The following is a 17,263-nucleotide window of genomic DNA, read 5'->3' as shown; positions in this document are numbered from 1 at the left end:
GTGTAAACGTTTACACTTTTTGCGCTTGATCACAGATCGATCTTGCTGGCTATTGCTACAATTTCCTCAGTTTGAAAATAACGAGCGTATTCGCGTAACAACTCGCTCAATAATCAGAGTTTAACGTAGGAGTGTAATGTGAAAGTACTAGTGACGGGTGGAATGGGCTATATCGGCAGTCATACCTGCGTTCAAATGCTGGAAAGTGGTATCGAGCCTATCATCATCGATAACTTGTGTAATGCGAATCAAGCCGTGCTATCACGCATTGAAGCATTAACGGGTCAAGCACCGACATTTTATCAAGGTGATATTCGCGATGAAGCACTACTTGACCGTATTTTTGAAGAAAATGAAATTCAGTCGGTGATCCATTTTGCTGGTCTCAAGGCTGTGGGTGAGTCTGTTGCCAAACCTATCGAGTACTATGACAACAATGTGAATGGCACATTAGTACTTGCACGTTCAATGAGAAAAGCAGGCGTGAAGAGTATTATCTTCAGTTCTTCTGCCACGGTCTATGGTGATCCAGAAGTAGTACCTATCACTGAAACATCTCCTGTTGGCAATACGACTAATCCGTATGGTACCAGCAAGTTTATGGTTGAGCGTTGCTTAAGCGATGTATTCACATCGGATGAAGAGTGGAGTATTACCTTACTGCGCTATTTCAACCCAGTTGGCGCACATCCGTCGGGCACTATGGGCGAGGATCCAAAAGGTATTCCGAACAACTTGATGCCATTTATTGCTCAAGTAGCTGTTGGTCGCCGTGAAAAGTTAGCGGTGTTTGGTAATGATTACCCAACACCAGACGGTACTGGCGTTCGCGATTATATTCATGTCATGGATTTAGCGGATGGTCACATCGCTGCGTTAAAAGCCGTTGGTCTTAAGTCTGGATTGCATATCTATAACCTTGGCACAGGCAAAGGCAGCAGTGTACTAGAGATGGTGGATGCTTTTGCGAAAGCTTGTGGTAAGCCAATTCCTTATGATTTGCAGCCTCGCCGTCCTGGTGATATCGCAGAGTGCTGGGCAAGTACGGCCAAGGCAGAAGCCGATTTAAACTGGAAAGCAACACGTACATTGCAAGACATGACCGCTGATTCATGGCATTGGCAGTCAAACAATCCTAATGGTTATGACAGCGAATAGACCGCCTTGTTATCCCAATTGATTTTTAGAATTTAACTATTGAGTAAGCATTATGTCGAGCATTGAATTTAACCCAGTAGATCACCCACATCGCCGTTATAACCCTCTCACAGGCCAATGGATCCTAGTATCGCCACACCGTGCTAAGCGCCCTTGGAGTGGTCAGAATGAAGAGGTCTCTCACGTTCAATTACCAACTTACGATGAGAAATGCTTTTTGTGTCCGACCAACGAGCGCATTTCTGGTGATGTAAACCCAGATTACCAAGGCACTTACGTGTTCGGTAACGACTTTGCGGCTTTGATGCCAGATTCTCCGGATGCTCCTGAATCAGACAATCCGTTGTTTAAAACCCAAGGCGTACGCGGTTTAAGTCGCGTTATCTGCTTTTCGCCAGACCACAGTAAAACGCTTCCTGAGCTTAGCCCCCAAGAGCTTCGTTGTGTCGTTGATACTTGGAATGAGCAAATTGAAGAATTGGGAAAAGAATACCTTTGGGTTCAAGCATTTGAAAACAAGGGTGAAGCAATGGGCTGCTCACAGCCGCACCCTCATGGCCAAATTTGGGCGAACAGTTTTCTTCCTAATGAAATTGAACGAAAAGATCGCTTAATGCGCGAATACTATCAGCAACAAGGCTCAAACCTGCTGGTGGACTATGTCACTGCGGAGATGCAAGACGGTGCCCGTACGGTAGTAGAAACAGAGCACTGGCTTGCAGTGGTCCCATACTGGGCGGCGTGGCCATTCGAAACTATGTTGCTTCCTAAGACACACATTCGTCGCATGAGTGAACTTAGTGAAGAACAAAAAGACGATTTAGCGGTAGCAATTAAGAAGCTGACGTCTCGTTACGACAACTTATTTGAGTGTTCATTCCCTTATTCCATGGGTTGGCACTACGCGCCATTCTTTGATGAAGGTGAGAGCACAGAGCATTGGCAGCTGCATGCTATTTTCTATCCACCATTATTGCGCTCTGCAACCATTCGTAAGTTTATGGTGGGATATGAAATGCTGGCCGAATCGCAGCGTGATTTAACCGCTGAGCAAGCAGCAGAGCGTCTAAGAGCATTGAGCGACGTTCATTACAAACAACAATAATTTAAGAATTTGATGTTGCAGCGTACCGAACGCTTTAGTTGGTACGCAAACCAATATCAGGTATTGAGAGACGAAAACATGAAAGACCTAATCCAAAACGTAGCGAACTCTTTTGAAAACGTACTTGGCTACAAGCCGACACACGTTATCCAAGCTCCTGGTCGTGTAAACCTGATTGGTGAGCATACCGACTATAATGACGGTTTTGTCCTACCGTGTGCCATTAACTATCAAACGGTAGTAGCGGCCGCTAAGCGTGACGATAATCTCGTCCGCGTTGTGTCAGTGGATTACCAGGATGCCACTGACGAATTTGATATCACTCAAGAGATTACTTTCCAACAAGACAAGATGTGGGCGAACTACATCCGCGGTGTGGTTAAGTTCTTAATGGCTCGTGGTTATCAAATTGGTGGCGCGGACATTTCTGTGTCTGGCAATGTACCGCAAGGCGCAGGTCTGAGCTCTTCTGCGGCACTAGAAGTGGTTATCGGTCAAACATTTAAAACGCTTTATAACTTAGAGATCACGCAAGCTGAAGTCGCACTTAACGGCCAGCAAGCTGAGAATGAATTTGTGGGCTGTAATTGCGGCATCATGGATCAACTTATTTCTGCTGAAGGTAAAGAAAATCACGCATTGTTGATTGACTGTCGTAGCTTAGAGACTCAAGCAGTCTCAATGCCAGAAGATATGGCAGTTGTGATTATTAACTCCAACAAAAAGCGTGGCTTAGTCGACAGTGAATACAACACTCGTCGTGAGCAATGTGAAGAAGCAGCTCGCATTTTTGGTGTGAAAGCGTTGCGTGATGTCACTATTGAGCAATTTAATGATCGTGTCTCTGAGTTGGATGAGATGGTGGCTAAACGTGCTCGTCACGTTATTACTGAAAACGATCGTACGGTTGAGGCGGCAAAAGCACTAAGTACTGGTGATATGAAGCGTATGGGTGAGCTAATGGCACAGTCTCATGCATCGATGCGCGATGACTTTGAAATCACAGTGAAAGAGATAGACACCATTGTTGATATTGTTAAAGCGGTAATCGGCGACCAAGGTGGTGTGCGTATGACTGGCGGTGGTTTCGGTGGTTGTGTGGTTTCTCTTATCCCACCAACGCTTGTAGAAGCAGTTACGACGGCTATTGCAGAGCAATATGAAGCGGCTACAGGTTTGAAAGAGTCGATTTATGTCTGCCAAGCAAAAGATGGCGCAGGAGTTGTCTCACAATGATCACCACAAGCGAGCATTTTAGTACGATTGAAGACGCGATGAACCAATCAGCGTCATTTGATGGACTGCCTGCAAAGGTGATCCACCTTAAAAATGCACTTGGTATGACGGCTTCTTTTATGGATATCGGAGCAACGTGGCTGAGTTGCTCGCTCCCTTTGCCAGGGGAACAACGTGAAGTGTTGTTGCGTTCGCCAAATATGGTTGAGCACATGAGGCAAGGGGCTTATTTTGGTTCAGTGGTGGGGAGATACGCCAATCGAATTGATAAAGGGCAATTCGAGATAGGTGGCACGTCGTATCAAGTCACTTGTAATAATGGCGAAAACGCTTTGCATGGGGGTGTAGAGGGTTTTGATAAGCGTCGTTGGAGTATCGACTCGCACACTGAATCAACTCTTGTTATGTCGTTACAGTCGGAAGATGGTGATCAAGGTTTCCCTGGTACGGCTAAGGTTCAAGTTGAATACCAGCTAACTGACGATAATGCGTTGAAGATTACTTATCAGGCGTCTTGCGATAAGACAACGCCGATGAACTTGACCAATCATGCGTATTTCAACCTAGCTGGCGAATCTAGTAAGGCGAAGAGCACGGATCATAAACTGCAAATGTTTGCTGATGCCTATCTACCTACTAGAGAGGATTTGATCCCTCTTGGTGAGCTAAAACCGGTAGAGGGAACCAGCTTTGACTTCACACTGCTAAAGCAAGTGGGTCGAGATTTTCTGTCGGAGCAGGATCAAATCACAGCAGGTGGTTACGATCATGCGTTTGTGTTTGACGCCAAGCTCACCGATGGTTGCGCTGTGGTGGCGACATTGGAATCCCCTGAGCAAGATGTTTTGATGGAAGTCCTGACCACCAAGCCTGCAGTACAATTCTATTCGGGTAATTTCCTTGATGGCACACCTGGCTTAAGCCGCACTTACGATAAACTTGATGGTTTAGCTCTCGAGACCCAGTTCTTCCCTGATGGGCCAAATCGCCCAGAATGGGGGAGCAGTAATGGTGTACTTGAAGCGGGAGAGAACTACCAACATCAAACCACTTACCGTTTCAAGTTTTAGTGTATTGGTGAAGTAACTCGTCTAGTAAAAAGTGAGCAGCTGCTCACTTTTTTTATGCCTTGGTGGAAGAAGCACGAACAATCAGTTCGCCTTCGACTTTTCGTATTTGCGACAGTAACGGCTGTTCTTGGATTTGTGCAAGGATATTATCTACAGCCAGCCTACCCATGTCAGCGTAAGGCAGTTCAATAGAAGAAAGTGCTGGGAAGCTCTCTGAGGCAATTTGTTGGTTGTCATAACCAACAACTGCAATGTCTTTAGGGATTTTTAATTGACGTTCAGCAATCGCTTGGTAACAGCCCATCGCCATATAATCACTACTACAAAATATAGCTTCGGGCGGAATAGCCAAATCCAGTAAACGATTTGTTTGCTCGTAAGCTTCTTTGAGGGACCAGTTGGCCTCTAAGACGTAATCCTCGTTAGGAATAATATCCGCATCAATAAGCGCTTGTCTGTAGCCATCAATACGTTGTGTCGATGCATACATCCAACTCTCTCCAGCTAACATAGCAATTCGTCTGTAGCCTTGATTCGTTAGGTGCTTGATGGCTTTATAAGCTCCGATCATATCTGCTGGTAGGATGGATGGCGTGTTTTGTTGATCGCTCATGGTGCAATTGAGTAAAACCGTCGGTAGGTGAGTTTGTACTCTTTGCGTTGAAAGCTCACGTGTCATGCTCGATGCATAAATAAGCCCCGCATAATCACCGTTATTGATCTCTGTTTCTATTTTATTGGCGAGTATTTCATCGTGATTGTAGCTAAAGGTAATCAGTAGATAGTCGTTGTTCCACGCTTCTTCTCTCGCCGTATTGACAGCGTCTATGAAAGGATCGTAACTGGTTAGCCCATTGACGACCATAGCAATTTTCTTCGACCTTCCTAACGCATGAGCGACCTTCTTGCTTTGATAGCCCAATTCTTTCGCAGTATCGAGAACTTTGCGCTTCGTTGCTTCTGAGATTTTTACCGTTTGAGAGCCATTGAGAACTAACGACACGGTAGGTTGTGATACGCCCGCTGCTGCAGCAATGTCACTCATAGTGATCTTTTTACTTTTCGTCATTCTGTCTCTGCCAATATTTTTATTAGCTATATATTAGCGAATTGCCTACTTAAATGCACCTTTGAAAGATCGCGATCACAGAATGCTTTAATGATCCTTTAGTAGATGTGACGCATAACACGTATTTATTTCTTTAGTCTTTAATTGAAATTATTAATAAATATATTAGCTAATATTATTAGTTAAGTTATTAATCTTATTAATTCAAGGTGAGTAAGATGCAAAGATGGTCTGAAGAGAAAGCGTGGCAATGGCAAGAAACCCATGGTTGGTTGCGTGGCTTTAATTATTTACCTCGTACGGCTGTGAACTGGACGGAAATGTGGCAGGCAAACACTTTTGACCCTGAGGTCATGGAGCAAGAGATCGAGTGGGCGGCAAGCGTGGGGTATAACACGCTAAGGACCAATCTGCCGTTTATTGTGTGGCAAGTCGATCGTGAAGGTTTACATCAAAGGATTGACCGTTTCCTTGATATTTGTGAGCGAAACAAAATCAAAGTAATGATGACTCCAATGGATGACTGCGGTTTCTCTGGTGACCATCCATATCTTGGAGAGCAGAAGTTACCTGTACCAGAGCTTCACAATAGCCAAGCAGCAGCAAGTCCAGGCCGTAATGTTGTTATGGACAAGTCTCAATGGGGAGAGGTTGAAGCGTATATTCGTGACATTATCTCAACTTACAATACCGATGAACGCATCGTTATTTGGGATTTATATAACGAGCCAACTAACCGAATGATTTTTACCACCTCTGGTGAGCTTGCTTTCGATGAAGAGATGGAGCGTTATAGTCATGAATTGATGGAAAAAGCATTCCAGTGGGCGCGTGAAGAACAACCCGTACAACCTTTGACTGTTGGTGCTTGGCACGCTCCGAGTATTCTTGATCTATCTTTGCCTCTCTATGAGCACCCAACAGATCGGAAAGCGATGGAGCTATCTGACATCATCACTTTCCACGCCTATTTGCCTCTTGAACAGTTCAAACAAGCTGTCGAAATCGTTAAACAACATAACCGACCAATGATGTGTACCGAATGGTTAGCGCGTCACGCTGAGTCACATCTTCTTGAACAGCTGCCAGTGTTTCAGGCGGAACAAATCGGTTGCTATCAATGGGGGCTAGTTAAGGGCAAAACGCAAACACACTTACCATGGCCTGAGATTAAGCGTAGTGATGAGAACTACGCGCAACGCTGGTTCCATGATCTGCTTAATGATGATGGCACCCCCTATGACCCAAAGGAAGTTCACCTAATTCAATCGCTAGCAACATTGGACTGAGGCTAGTGTTCGCCAGTGGCTTAAAGAAGCAACTGGCTTTACTATAATAATTCTGGATGAGTACACATTATGAATACCCTACAAAACAAACTCTCGAATAAGGAACTGATGTCCTATTTTGGATATGGCGTAGGCCAATGCTTTAGCTTTGGTCTCGTGGGTTCCTTTATCCTCTACTTTTATACTGATATTTTGGGCATTTCTCCCATCGCGGCGAGTACCATATTTCTAATTGCTCGAGTGTGGGATGCGGTGAATGACCCTATCATCGCCGGATACATGGATACCTTAGAGTCTCGCTTTGGTAAATTCAGACCCTATATGTTGTTTACGCCAATACTTATCGTATTGGTGACTATTGCGTCGTTCTACAATATAGATGCCGATACATCTACAAAAGTAATGTACGCCGGTATCACCTATATTCTTTGGGGCACGTTATACACTATTTCGGATGTTCCATTTTGGTCGATGTCTTCTGTTATGACAGATGAACCACAAGAGCGTGCAAAAGCAGCAACATGCGCAATGCTAGGTGTTAATGCGGGTATTGGTGCAACACTGGTGCTATTTCCTAAACTGAGCGCTTACTTTGCTGACGGCCGCGCGGACCAAGGTTATTTACCTGCAGTTATTGTCCTGATGGTGGCGGGTTTGCTGTTCATGTGGAATGGCTTCTATAACACCAAGGAACGAATTTCTACGGCGAGTGAGAAGGTTACACTTAAACAGACATTCCAAGCAGTGCGCAAGAATAAACCGTTGTTTTTTATTCTTGCTGCGTTCTTTATGAATGTGTTCTTTAACTTAGTTAATGGTCTGTATATTTTCTTCTTCACTTACAACATGGGTGATGCTGGACTAGTCTCACTGATCGGTACGATTACTTTAGTCAGTGCGATTGCCTGCTTAGCGACGCCAGTGTTAACGAAGCGCTTTAAGAAACGTGACATTTTTATCACGCTATGTGTATTAGAAATTATTGCACGTGTTGGTTTCTACATGACCGGTTACGATAACCCGACGGTTGTGATGTCATGGCTAGCCGTGATTACCGCTATCTTTATGATGACTAACCCCCTGATTTCAGCAATGATCGCTGACACCGTAGAGTATTCGTACTATCACAGTGGTAAGCGTACAGCGGCGATTACTTTCTCTGGTCAAACGTTTACTGGCAAATTATCTGTAGCGGTTGCTGGTGGGTTAACAGGCCTTATTTTAGCTTCGATAGGGTATGTACCTAATGCAGAGCAGACTGAGACAGCGCTTGATGGCATGTTCTTCTGTATTGCGTTATTGCCTGCACTGGGGGCGCTGATTCGAATCTTTATTATGTCGAAATACACGTTTACGGAAGATCAGCATGCAATACTTCGTGAAAAATTACAGCGTGGTGAGTTTGCTGAAGGTGTTAATGTTGAAACGGTTAACGCACAGCAAGTAACAAACTAACGAGTTGATAAGCAATAAAAAACACGGCAAAAGCCGTGTTTTTTCGTTTATGCATTGGAATCAAATTAGTTCTTACGAGCTACAGATGCTCGCTGTACCAATGTTGGTGAGTAAATCATTGGGTCGGTTTCAACCGATTCACTTTTTGATAATGCCAAAGCGATTTGCGCTGCTTTTTCGGCCATCATTTGAATTGGGTAGCGGATCGTGGTGAGTTTTGGGTGAAGGTATTTGGCAATCAAACCATCATCAAAGCCGATAATGGACATTTGATTTGGCAAGGCATATTGGTTTTCTTCAAGCACTGATAGAGAACCCGCTGCCATATTATCGTTGTAAGCCACCACAGCAGTAATTGGCAGTGATTTCGTTAGTAGATTGGTCATGGCGATTTCGCCGCCATCACTGTCTGGAGAGCCGTATTCAATATAGCTGGCGGACAGCTTTATATTATTGGCCTTAAGGGCATCTCGATAGCCTTCTAGTCGCTGGTCTACGTCTTCGATATTGTGTGAAGATGCTACACAAGCAATGTTGGTATGTCCGTTACGAATGAGATGCTCGGTCGCGATATAGGCTCCTTTATAGTTATCTAGCGAGATACAACGACCAGGGAGTTGAGGGATGTCGCGATTAATGTAGACCAAGCCTTTTACTTCTTCAGCGTATTGAATGAGTTCTTCATCAGACAAGGCTTTGGAATGTATCACCAAGGCATCACAGCGGCTGTTGATGAGCAGTTCAATTGCTTTACGCTCTTCTTCAGCATCGTGATAGCCATTACCCACTAAGATATGTTTTCCATGTTGGTGTGCAACTTTGTCTACGGCTTTCACCATGGTGCCAAAGAATGGGTCAGACACATCACTCACCAAAACACCTACAGTATTGGTACTTTGACTGACTAAAGCTCTAGCGTTTGCATTTGGGCGGTAGCCTAACTTTTTCATTGCGCTGGTGACGGACTCTATCGATGCCGCGCTTGCTTTTGGGGACTTGTTGATTACCCGGGAAACCGTTGCTACTGAAACGCCAGCTTCCTTTGCTACGTCTTTAATCGTTGCCATTTGAAACCTCTCATTCGATATGACTTCATTAGACTCCTATCGTGTAAATATCGCAATGTAAGTTTCACAAAGTTAGACATTTTGTGATGTGTAACGCCTTGTAGATATTGAACTTGATGCCAATGTAAACGTTTCGCACTTTGAGGGAGTTATATATCGTTCTAGAACAAAAAAAGCCCCGAGTCGGGGCTTTAAAGATAGGCGCAGGGGGCACCTTTAGGAGCTCGGGTTATGCAACAGCCATTTCTGCTTTTGCTGCACGCATTTTCTTCAAGCTGATACAAACTAGTGCTGTCACAACCGTACCTGCTGCCATACAAACTAGAGCAAGTAGAGGCTTGTTCATTGCGCCAAGTAGAGCCACAACTGGACCACCGTGTGCCACGCTGTTAGTGATACCGAATGAGAACGCCATGACTGCCGCAACCATTGAACCAACGACGTTTGCAGGAATTACTGACATTGGGTCTTGTGCAGCAAATGGGATAGCACCTTCAGAGATACCAACTAGACCCATTGCGCCAGCAGCTTTACCAGCTTCAAGTTCAGACTCTTCGAACAGGTTGAACTTACGGCCTAGCACAGTCGCTAGTCCCATACCGAGTGGCGCAACTGGGATAGCACATGCCATAGCACCCATGAATTGAGTTTGACCACTTGCAATCATGCCAACAGAGAATAGGAACGCTACTTTGTTGAATGGACCACCCATATCAAAGCCAGCCATGCCACCCAGTACGATACCGAGAAGAATAACGCTACCTGTACTCATGCTGATAAGCATCGCATTCAAGCTGTCCATAAGGCTTGCAATTGGCGCGCCGATTACGAAGATGAACAGTGCTGAGATGAAGAGAGAGCCAGTAATAGGTGCAATCATAATCGGCACAAGTGGTTGAATAAACTTGTGATAGTTACGAGTGACAACCCATTTGACGAAGTAACCGACAAGTAGACCAGCAACGATAGCGCCGATAAAGCCTGTACCTGCCTCAGCACCATAGAATGAACCGTTGTTTGCAATCCAGCCACCAATCAAGCCAGGGGCAAGTCCAGGGCGGTCGGCAATAGCGTAAGCAATATAACCGGATAGAACAGGAATCATTAGCGTGAACGCGACGACACCGACATCAAGTACTTTCTGCCACATGCTGCCTTCAGGGATAGCCATGCCAGCTTCGCTAGGTTGACCACCCACCGCAAGAGCCAAAGCAATCAAGAGACCACCAGTTACAACAAACGGGATCATGTGTGATACGCCGTTCATCAAGTAACGGTATAAGTCAGAACGCTTCGAAGAATTGTCTTCCGATTTGGCTGCTTTGGCATCAGCAACAAATTCAGGCGCCTCAAGCGCTTGGTTGATAACAGCTTTTGCATCGCTGATAGGGGCTTTAACGCCAGTTTCGATCAGCTTTTTACCCGCGAAGCGATTCATATCCACTTGCTTGTCTGATGCGACGATGATGGCATCAGCGCGAGCAATTTCATCAGCACTTGGTGAATTTTTCACGCCGATTGAGCCATTAGTTTCTACCTTGATTTGATAACCAAGCTCGGCTGCGCCTTTTTCTAATGCTTCTGCTGCAAGGTAAGTATGTGCTACGCCCGTTGGGCAGCCTGTTACGCCGATAAGAAAGCCTTTGTTTGCTTCCAGCTGATTAGCTGGTGCTTCAGATTTAGCCAGCAGCAACTCTAACGCTTGCTGCTCTGTTTCTGCCTTTAGGAAATTCTCAATAAAACCATCTTCAATCAGTTTGGAAGATAATTCAGCAAGCACTTCAATATGATGATCAGAGCCGCCATCTGGAGAGGCGATCATGAAAAAGAGTTTTGACGGTTGACCATCTTCAGCGCCGTAGTCGATCCCAGATTGACTCACACCAATCGCAACGGCTGGTTCAACAACCGCCTTACTTTTCGCGTGCGGTAGCGCAACACCATCTTCAAATCCGGTATTGCCAATTTCTTCACGAGCATAGATATCGGTTAGGAATTGTGCTTTATCGCTAATTCTGCCTTGAGCATGGAGCAACTGCGCCATTTCTGCGAATACTTCGTCCTTGCTCGTTGCTTTTAGATTTAGGCAGATCAGTTTTTCATTAATGAGATCCGTAATCATAATGATTGTCCTATTGACCATTGTAGGTGGAGGTTGGACTACACGATTTCTCATTTACAACATATTGGCATCCCAAGTAGTGGGGTGACCGATTCGCTGAGAAGTGATGTAGTCATTCGATAGGGTAATTATCGGTGGCTTTGGCAAGAAATTTTAGAGCACCATAAAGGCTTTTACTGGATTATTGTACCTATGGAATTTTAATGTGAACTGGCTCAATATTTTATATAACCCGTTTTTGGTAAGTGAACTGTGTTAAATTTTTTATTTATCAATTGCTTATATATTTGTTTCTAGTTGTTATTATTGTCGTAATTGTCATTATGTTAGACTTGGCTAGAGCTTTGTAACCTCATGAATGTCGCAGGAATGCATGACGTAGCTCACGAAAATAGCTCGTATTTCTATTTGGTCGCTGGAGAAATTCGCCAATGTTCCACAATTTAATTGAAACGTTAATTGCTGAAAGGGAGCATTTCAACCGAATTTGGTTTGCTGCCGATCAGCTCACGCCACCTCCGTTTAGCTATCAAGTTAATTTTCCAAGGCTTGAGTTAGTAATTAGTGGAGAGTATGAGAATGAACTTGAAGATCCTGAACAGGGTATATCCTCAATCAAGGTATTATCGGGTGATGCGTTGTACATTCCTCCGAACTGTTGGAACAAACCAAATTGGCAAGGGGACTGCTCAGTATTAAGTTTGCTGTTTGGGAAGCGCCAACTAGGCTTTAGCTTGGTGAGTAAGAGACAGGGTGAAACAGGGTTTTACGATATCCAGAAGCACAGTGTGCAAACACGTACGGGTCATGCCATTGACCATATTCTCGAGGCGCTTAATGCGATAGCAAGAGAGCCGAAAAAGTCCCCAATGGATGAGCACTTGCTCATGGCGTTACTTTCCTATAGTCAGTCTATGGTGTCAGAACCATCAGATAATTTACGAAGTGGCGACCTGTATCAGGGTATCTGTATTTACATTCAGGAGAATTTCCACCGCACTATTACTCGCAGTAGTATTGCTAAGCGATTTCATATTAGTCCTAATCACCTATCGAGACTGTTCCGCCAGCAAGGGCACATGACTTTAGCGGACTACATCACGTGGGTGAGAATGGAACGCGCGAAGTTTATGCTGAAAAAATACGACTTTAAGCTGCAGGAAGTGGCAACACGCTGTGGCTATCAAGATGTGAATTACTTTTTTAGAGTATTTAAGTCAAGAACAGGGCAAACGCCAAGCGAGTACCGGCAGGTATTATAAGGCATTTGCCCGTTGACCTTTGACCAGCTGATGAATCAATATCGCTTTTATTGCTTCTGGCTCTCTACTGGTGGTCAGCAGGTGACAAAACTCCTCATCCAATAGCGATTTGGTGAGATGAGTAAAACTCACTAATAGCGAGCGCTCCGGAGGAGAGGGGAGTATTAGAGCGATAACCAGAGTAACGGGTCCTAGTTTAGGTGCTTGCCAATCGACAGGGTTCTCACACTTAATGACGGTCAGCGATGCTTTATCTACGTCACTAGTGAGTATGTGTGGTAATGCGATCATTTTACCCGTTGCAGTTGACGAATACTGTTCTCGTTTCAGTAAGTTCTGTGTCATCTCTGCGGAGTTAACTTGGGCTGTCAGATTAGCGACTTGCTCAAGAATGGCGGTTTTATCGTTGCTGCTGTCGCGAGCAAAATGGTAGTCGATTTCAAATGGTAACCGGAAGGTGCTTAATCCTCTCAATAACGATAGATTGGCGTGTTTATTGGAGCGATGAGCCGTATTCACCAACATAAAGTGTTCAGCAATAAAGTCCATCAAGACCATACAAGCAAGCTCAGCATCTGAGCCTTCAATGTGCAGCTGGCAAAGGTCATCTTGTTTGCCTGCTAGTGAAAGAATACGCAGTGGATGCTCTATATTAGCACTATCCCAGCAGGTTAAATTACGCAGAATCACCACTGAGCGAAACATGTTACTCAGTGTTTTTAATCGATTGATTTTCCATCCAGAAAACCCGTCTTCCGGTAGGACAAAGGTGATTCTACGTTCTATCAAGGTTAACCTCTAACAAGCCCCATGCAACGCTGTATAACCGAATCAACATCAGTCAGAACCTCTTCGATTGTGACGCAGTGTATTTTACTACCCGTAAATCGAGCTCGGTGCTCAACTTCAATATCGGAAGCAATGAGGACAAGATCGGCATTAGCGATATCTTGGGTGCTCAGTTGTCCTTCAATACCCATTGCACCTTGAGTCTCTACTTTGATGCCTATATTTTCTTTTTGAGCCGCTTTTCGAATAGCGTCAGCTGCCATATATGTATGAGCAATACCAGTTGGGCAAGCCGTGACCGCAACCATTTTCATTGTCTATTCTCTATATTATCAACCAGAATAAAGTGAGCGTTAGAGTACTAATTTGTCATTGATTCGTATAGCAAAGAGATCAAATTCTGGATGATTTAAATTGAACCTATATGAGTCATAATGACTTGTATTTTATCTATGTCCATTTGACTTTATTTTAAGTAATTTGGACTCGTGGTGCCCGAAATATGGGGCCTTTGTTACTTGGTATGATTTGTGCACTTACACAAATGTATGTCATTTTAAGTGAGTCGTTATGCTAAATATTACTGATAAAAAGGTTGAAGAGAAGATACCAGCTTGGCTTCGTCTTGGTTTTCGTCCTTTTTTCTTACTCGGAAGCGTTTATGCCATCTTTGCGGTGGTGGCCTGGGTCATCATGTTCCAAAAAGGTCAGCCCGAAGCGTTGCAAGTCCCCGCGTTATGGTGGCATGCCCATGAAATGATATTCGGTTTTGCGATGGCAATCGTGGTCGGTTTTGTCCTAACAGCAGTGCAGACATGGACCGGAGTTAACGGAACTAAGCATTATCGCCTATTATTGCTCGTTACACTGTGGGGGCTAACACGTGTTTTGTTTTGGACACCAGCACCGTTGTGGTTGACGTCTATTATTGAGTCTCTGTTCATCTTGTTAGCCGCATACGAAGTAGGTTTTAGGGTTTACCAGTCAAAAGGCTGGAAGAACTTGTTTTTTGTGCCTTTGTTTTTGTTAGCTATTTTTGCCAACTTTGCCAGTTATGCCACCGTTAAAGGAATGCCTCCATTTAGTTCAAGTGCGGTATGGGGCGCGATGATCTGGTGGTTCACTATCCTGATCTCAGTAATGGGCGGTAGAGTGATTCCGTTTTTCTCTGCGCGCCGATTCCAGTTTGATAAACCCCAGCCATTAATTTGGCTGGAGTGGCTAGCGACGCTGCCTCTGATGGGGTTATTCGTGTTGAGTTTCTTCCCGTTATCATTTGCTGTGCTGGGTAAACCGCTTATGTTGATTGCAGGGCTGTTTCAATTAGTGCGTTGGTTGCGTTGGAAGCCTTGGCTGACGCTTTCTGAACCTTTAGTTTGGTCATTAATGCTGACTTATTTATGTCTGCCATTAAGCCTGTTGTACCGAGGAATGCTAAGCGATGCTTTTGCATCACACGCTATGCTGCACTTGTTTGCGGTCGGTGCGTTAGGTGGCGTAGTTTTATCTATGATCAGTCGCGTGACGATGGGGCATACTGGTCGTGCTATCTATAAGGGCCCTAATATGACATGGGCATTTGTCGCTATTATTGTTGCAGCAGTCATTCGTAGTATTGGTGTGGCCGTGTGGCCACAGCACATGTTCCTGATGATTGATATTAGTGCGGGGCTTTGGGCCTTTGCGTTCGGTATGTATGTATACCACTTTGGCAAAATGTTAGTCACTCCAAGAGTGGATGGTCACCCGGGCTAACATCAATTTAGTGTTCAAATAAAAAAACCAGCCGTGAGGCTGGTTTTTTTTGGTTTAGGTTGACTGTGACATTTAGTAAGAGTCGTTGTGAACTGCTTGAACAGCTCGACCTGAAGGATCAACACAGTTCCGGAAAGACTCATCCCATTCAAGTGCTTTTGCAGAAGAGCACGCTACCGACGGGCCACCTGGAACACATTGGGCCGCAGATTCAAGTGGGAACAGCTCTTCGAAGATTTCACGGTATGCGTAACCTTCTTTTGTTGTTGGCGTGTTGTATGGGAAGCGGAATGCTGCGGTTTCCATTTGTTGGTCAGTCACTTTCGCTTCAGCCACTTCTTTTAGTGTATCAATCCAGCTGTAGCCAACACCGTCAGAGAACTGCTCTTTTTGACGCCATGCGATTGACTCTGGAAGGTAGTGTTCAAAACACTCACGCAGGATGTGTTTTTCCATCTTACCGTTGCCACACATTTTGTCTTCAGGGTTTAAGCGCATTGCTACATCGATAAACTCTTTATCTAAGAAAGGTACACGGCCTTCAACGCCCCATGCTGCAAGTGATTTGTTGGCACGTGCGCAGTCAAACATGTTCAATGCAAGCAGCTTACGAACTGTTTCTTCGTGGAACTCTTTTGCGTTTGGCGCTTTGTGGAAATACAGGTAGCCACCAAAGATCTCGTCTGCCCCTTCACCAGAAAGAACCATCTTAATACCCATTGCTTTGATTTTACGTCCCATTAGGAACATAGGCGTTGAAGCACGGATTGTGGTGACATCATACGTTTCGATGTGGTAGATAACATCGCGAATGGCATCCAAACCTTCTTGAATGGTATAGGTCATCTCGTGGTGAACGGTGCCGATTTGGTCTGCTACTTCACGAGCGGCTTTGAGATCTGGAGCGCCTTCGAGGCCAACTGCAAATGAGTGAAGTTGAGGCCACCATGCCGCTGACTTTTCATCGTCTTCAATACGCATTGCTGCGAAACGTTTTGCGACAGCAGAAGTGATAGAAGAGTCAAGGCCACCTGAAAGTAGTACGCCATAAGGTACATCTGTCATTAGCTGACGTTTAACCGCCGCTTCTAGTGCTTCAGTCAGTTCTTCTTTGCTTGTACTGTTGCCTTGCACTGCAGCGTATTCGTTCCAGTCACGAATATAGTAACGCTGAGGCTCTGCATCTTTAGAGCCATAGTAACTGCCAGGAGGGAATTCGCTAATAGTCTTACAAACAGGCACTAGCGCTTTCATTTCTGACGCAACATAGTAGTTACCGTGTTCGTCGTAGCCTTGGTAAAGCGGAATGATACCAATATGGTCACGGCCAACAAGATACTCATCTTTCTCTTCATCATAAAGGACGAAAGCGAAAATGCCGTTTAGCTCTTCTAGTAGGTCTGCACCCATGTCTTGGTATAGTGCTAGAATGACTTCACAATCTGAGTCAGTTTGGAACTCATATTTGCCTTCATAGCGTGCACGAATTTCTTTGTGGTTGTAGATTTCACCATTAACAGCAAGGATGTGTTTTTTATCTTGGCTGTAAAGTGGTTGAGCACCACTATTTAGGCCAACGATAGCTAGGCGCTCATGCGCAAGAATTGCTTTGTCTGAAGCATAGATACCAGACCAATCTGGTCCACGATGACGAAGCTTTTTAGACATCTCTAACGCGACTGGACGTAGAGCGGCTGCATCACTTTTTATGTCTAAAATGCCAAATACTGAACACATACAACTTCCTTTTAGATGAAATTTAACGCTGTTGAGTTCAATTTGCCATCTGCTCAAAAAAAAGCAACCGTGATGAACGAAAAAGATGATAAAAGTGAGGTTTGATTAAATATTTTTTAATTAAATTGCTTTTTTGGTATATGGCATTT

Annotated in this window: 14 protein-coding genes; 8 read left to right on the top strand and 6 right to left on the bottom strand. The window is 44.6% G+C overall.

The genetic code is table 11. The features are described 5' to 3' along the window. Positions 1-138: 138 nt before the first annotated feature. The 4 genes from galE to galM all read left to right on the top strand — a co-directional run bounded on the left by galE (position 139) and on the right by galM (position 4,569). A complete protein-coding gene (galE, locus tag HW45_RS05650) occupies positions 139-1,158 on the top strand; it encodes a UDP-glucose 4-epimerase GalE (protein WP_006071928.1) in 1,020 nt (339 codons plus the stop codon). Between the two features lie 52 nt (positions 1,159-1,210). After that, the gene (galT, locus tag HW45_RS05645) at positions 1,211-2,263 is read left to right on the top strand and encodes a galactose-1-phosphate uridylyltransferase (protein ID WP_038225459.1); all 1,053 of its coding nucleotides are present in this window, start codon (positions 1,211-1,213) and stop codon (positions 2,261-2,263) included. 78 nt (positions 2,264-2,341) lie between these two features. Beyond that, the gene (galK, locus tag HW45_RS05640) at positions 2,342-3,499 is read left to right on the top strand and encodes a galactokinase (protein WP_006071924.1); all 1,158 of its coding nucleotides are present in this window, start codon (positions 2,342-2,344) and stop codon (positions 3,497-3,499) included. Beyond that, complete coding sequence (gene galM / locus HW45_RS05635; RefSeq protein WP_038225457.1) at positions 3,496-4,569, top strand: galactose-1-epimerase; 1,074 nt, start codon at positions 3,496-3,498, stop codon at positions 4,567-4,569. The genes galK and galM overlap by 4 nt, the downstream gene beginning before the upstream one ends. Before the next feature lie 52 nt (positions 4,570-4,621). Here galM and HW45_RS05630 read toward each other — a convergent pair whose 3' ends face one another. After that, the gene (locus HW45_RS05630) at positions 4,622-5,638 is read right to left on the bottom strand and encodes a LacI family DNA-binding transcriptional regulator (RefSeq protein ID WP_006071920.1); all 1,017 of its coding nucleotides are present in this window, start codon (positions 5,636-5,638) and stop codon (positions 4,622-4,624) included. A gap of 218 nt (positions 5,639-5,856) precedes the next feature. Between HW45_RS05630 and HW45_RS05625 the strand changes: the two genes are divergently transcribed. After that, positions 5,857-6,927 (top strand): cellulase family glycosylhydrolase, encoded by a 1,071-nt coding sequence (locus HW45_RS05625; RefSeq protein WP_038225455.1) that lies wholly within the window; start codon positions 5,857-5,859, stop codon positions 6,925-6,927. 69 nt (positions 6,928-6,996) lie between these two features. Then, a complete protein-coding gene (locus HW45_RS05620) occupies positions 6,997-8,382 on the top strand; it encodes an MFS transporter (protein ID WP_152559635.1) in 1,386 nt (461 codons plus the stop codon). A gap of 65 nt (positions 8,383-8,447) precedes the next feature. Here HW45_RS05620 and HW45_RS05615 read toward each other — a convergent pair whose 3' ends face one another. Together HW45_RS05615 and HW45_RS05610 are read right to left on the bottom strand one after the other, a co-directional pair. Then, the gene (locus tag HW45_RS05615) at positions 8,448-9,449 is read right to left on the bottom strand and encodes a substrate-binding domain-containing protein (protein ID WP_006071916.1); all 1,002 of its coding nucleotides are present in this window, start codon (positions 9,447-9,449) and stop codon (positions 8,448-8,450) included. 229 nt (positions 9,450-9,678) lie between these two features. Continuing rightward, complete coding sequence (locus tag HW45_RS05610) at positions 9,679-11,571, bottom strand: PTS fructose transporter subunit IIABC (protein WP_038225452.1); 1,893 nt, start codon at positions 11,569-11,571, stop codon at positions 9,679-9,681. Between the two features lie 431 nt (positions 11,572-12,002). Here HW45_RS05610 and HW45_RS05605 point away from each other — a divergent pair, with 431 nt between their 5' ends. Further along, positions 12,003-12,833 carry a helix-turn-helix transcriptional regulator gene (locus HW45_RS05605; protein ID WP_006071913.1) on the top strand — a complete coding sequence of 277 codons (831 nt, stop codon included), beginning with the start codon at positions 12,003-12,005 and terminating at the stop codon, positions 12,831-12,833. Here the strand turns inward: HW45_RS05605 and HW45_RS05600 are convergent. Beyond that, positions 12,828-13,622, bottom strand: coding sequence for a PTS sugar transporter subunit IIA (locus tag HW45_RS05600; protein ID WP_038225450.1), 795 nt, complete (start codon positions 13,620-13,622; stop codon positions 12,828-12,830). The two genes, HW45_RS05605 and HW45_RS05600, sit on opposite strands and share 6 nt — an antisense overlap. A gap of 2 nt (positions 13,623-13,624) precedes the next feature. Beyond that, positions 13,625-13,936 (bottom strand): PTS fructose transporter subunit IIB, encoded by a 312-nt coding sequence (locus HW45_RS05595; RefSeq protein WP_038225448.1) that lies wholly within the window; start codon positions 13,934-13,936, stop codon positions 13,625-13,627. Between the two features lie 256 nt (positions 13,937-14,192). On the opposite strand from HW45_RS05595, the gene HW45_RS05590 reads away from it, so the two are divergent. Next, entirely contained in the window at positions 14,193-15,377 is a 1,185-nt protein-coding gene (locus tag HW45_RS05590; RefSeq protein ID WP_038225446.1) for an NnrS family protein, read from the top strand. A gap of 72 nt (positions 15,378-15,449) precedes the next feature. On the opposite strand, the gene asnB is transcribed toward HW45_RS05590, so the two are convergent. Further along, complete coding sequence (gene asnB / locus HW45_RS05585) at positions 15,450-17,114, bottom strand: asparagine synthase B (protein WP_038225444.1); 1,665 nt, start codon at positions 17,112-17,114, stop codon at positions 15,450-15,452. Positions 17,115-17,263 lie beyond the last annotated feature (149 nt).

This window comes from Vibrio sp. ER1A (assembly GCF_000733315.1).
GTDB classification, from domain to species: domain Bacteria; phylum Pseudomonadota; class Gammaproteobacteria; order Enterobacterales; family Vibrionaceae; genus Vibrio; species Vibrio mediterranei.
The sequence above is the reverse complement of the archived record's forward strand: the minus strand, read 5'-3'. Positions and strand labels throughout refer to the sequence as shown.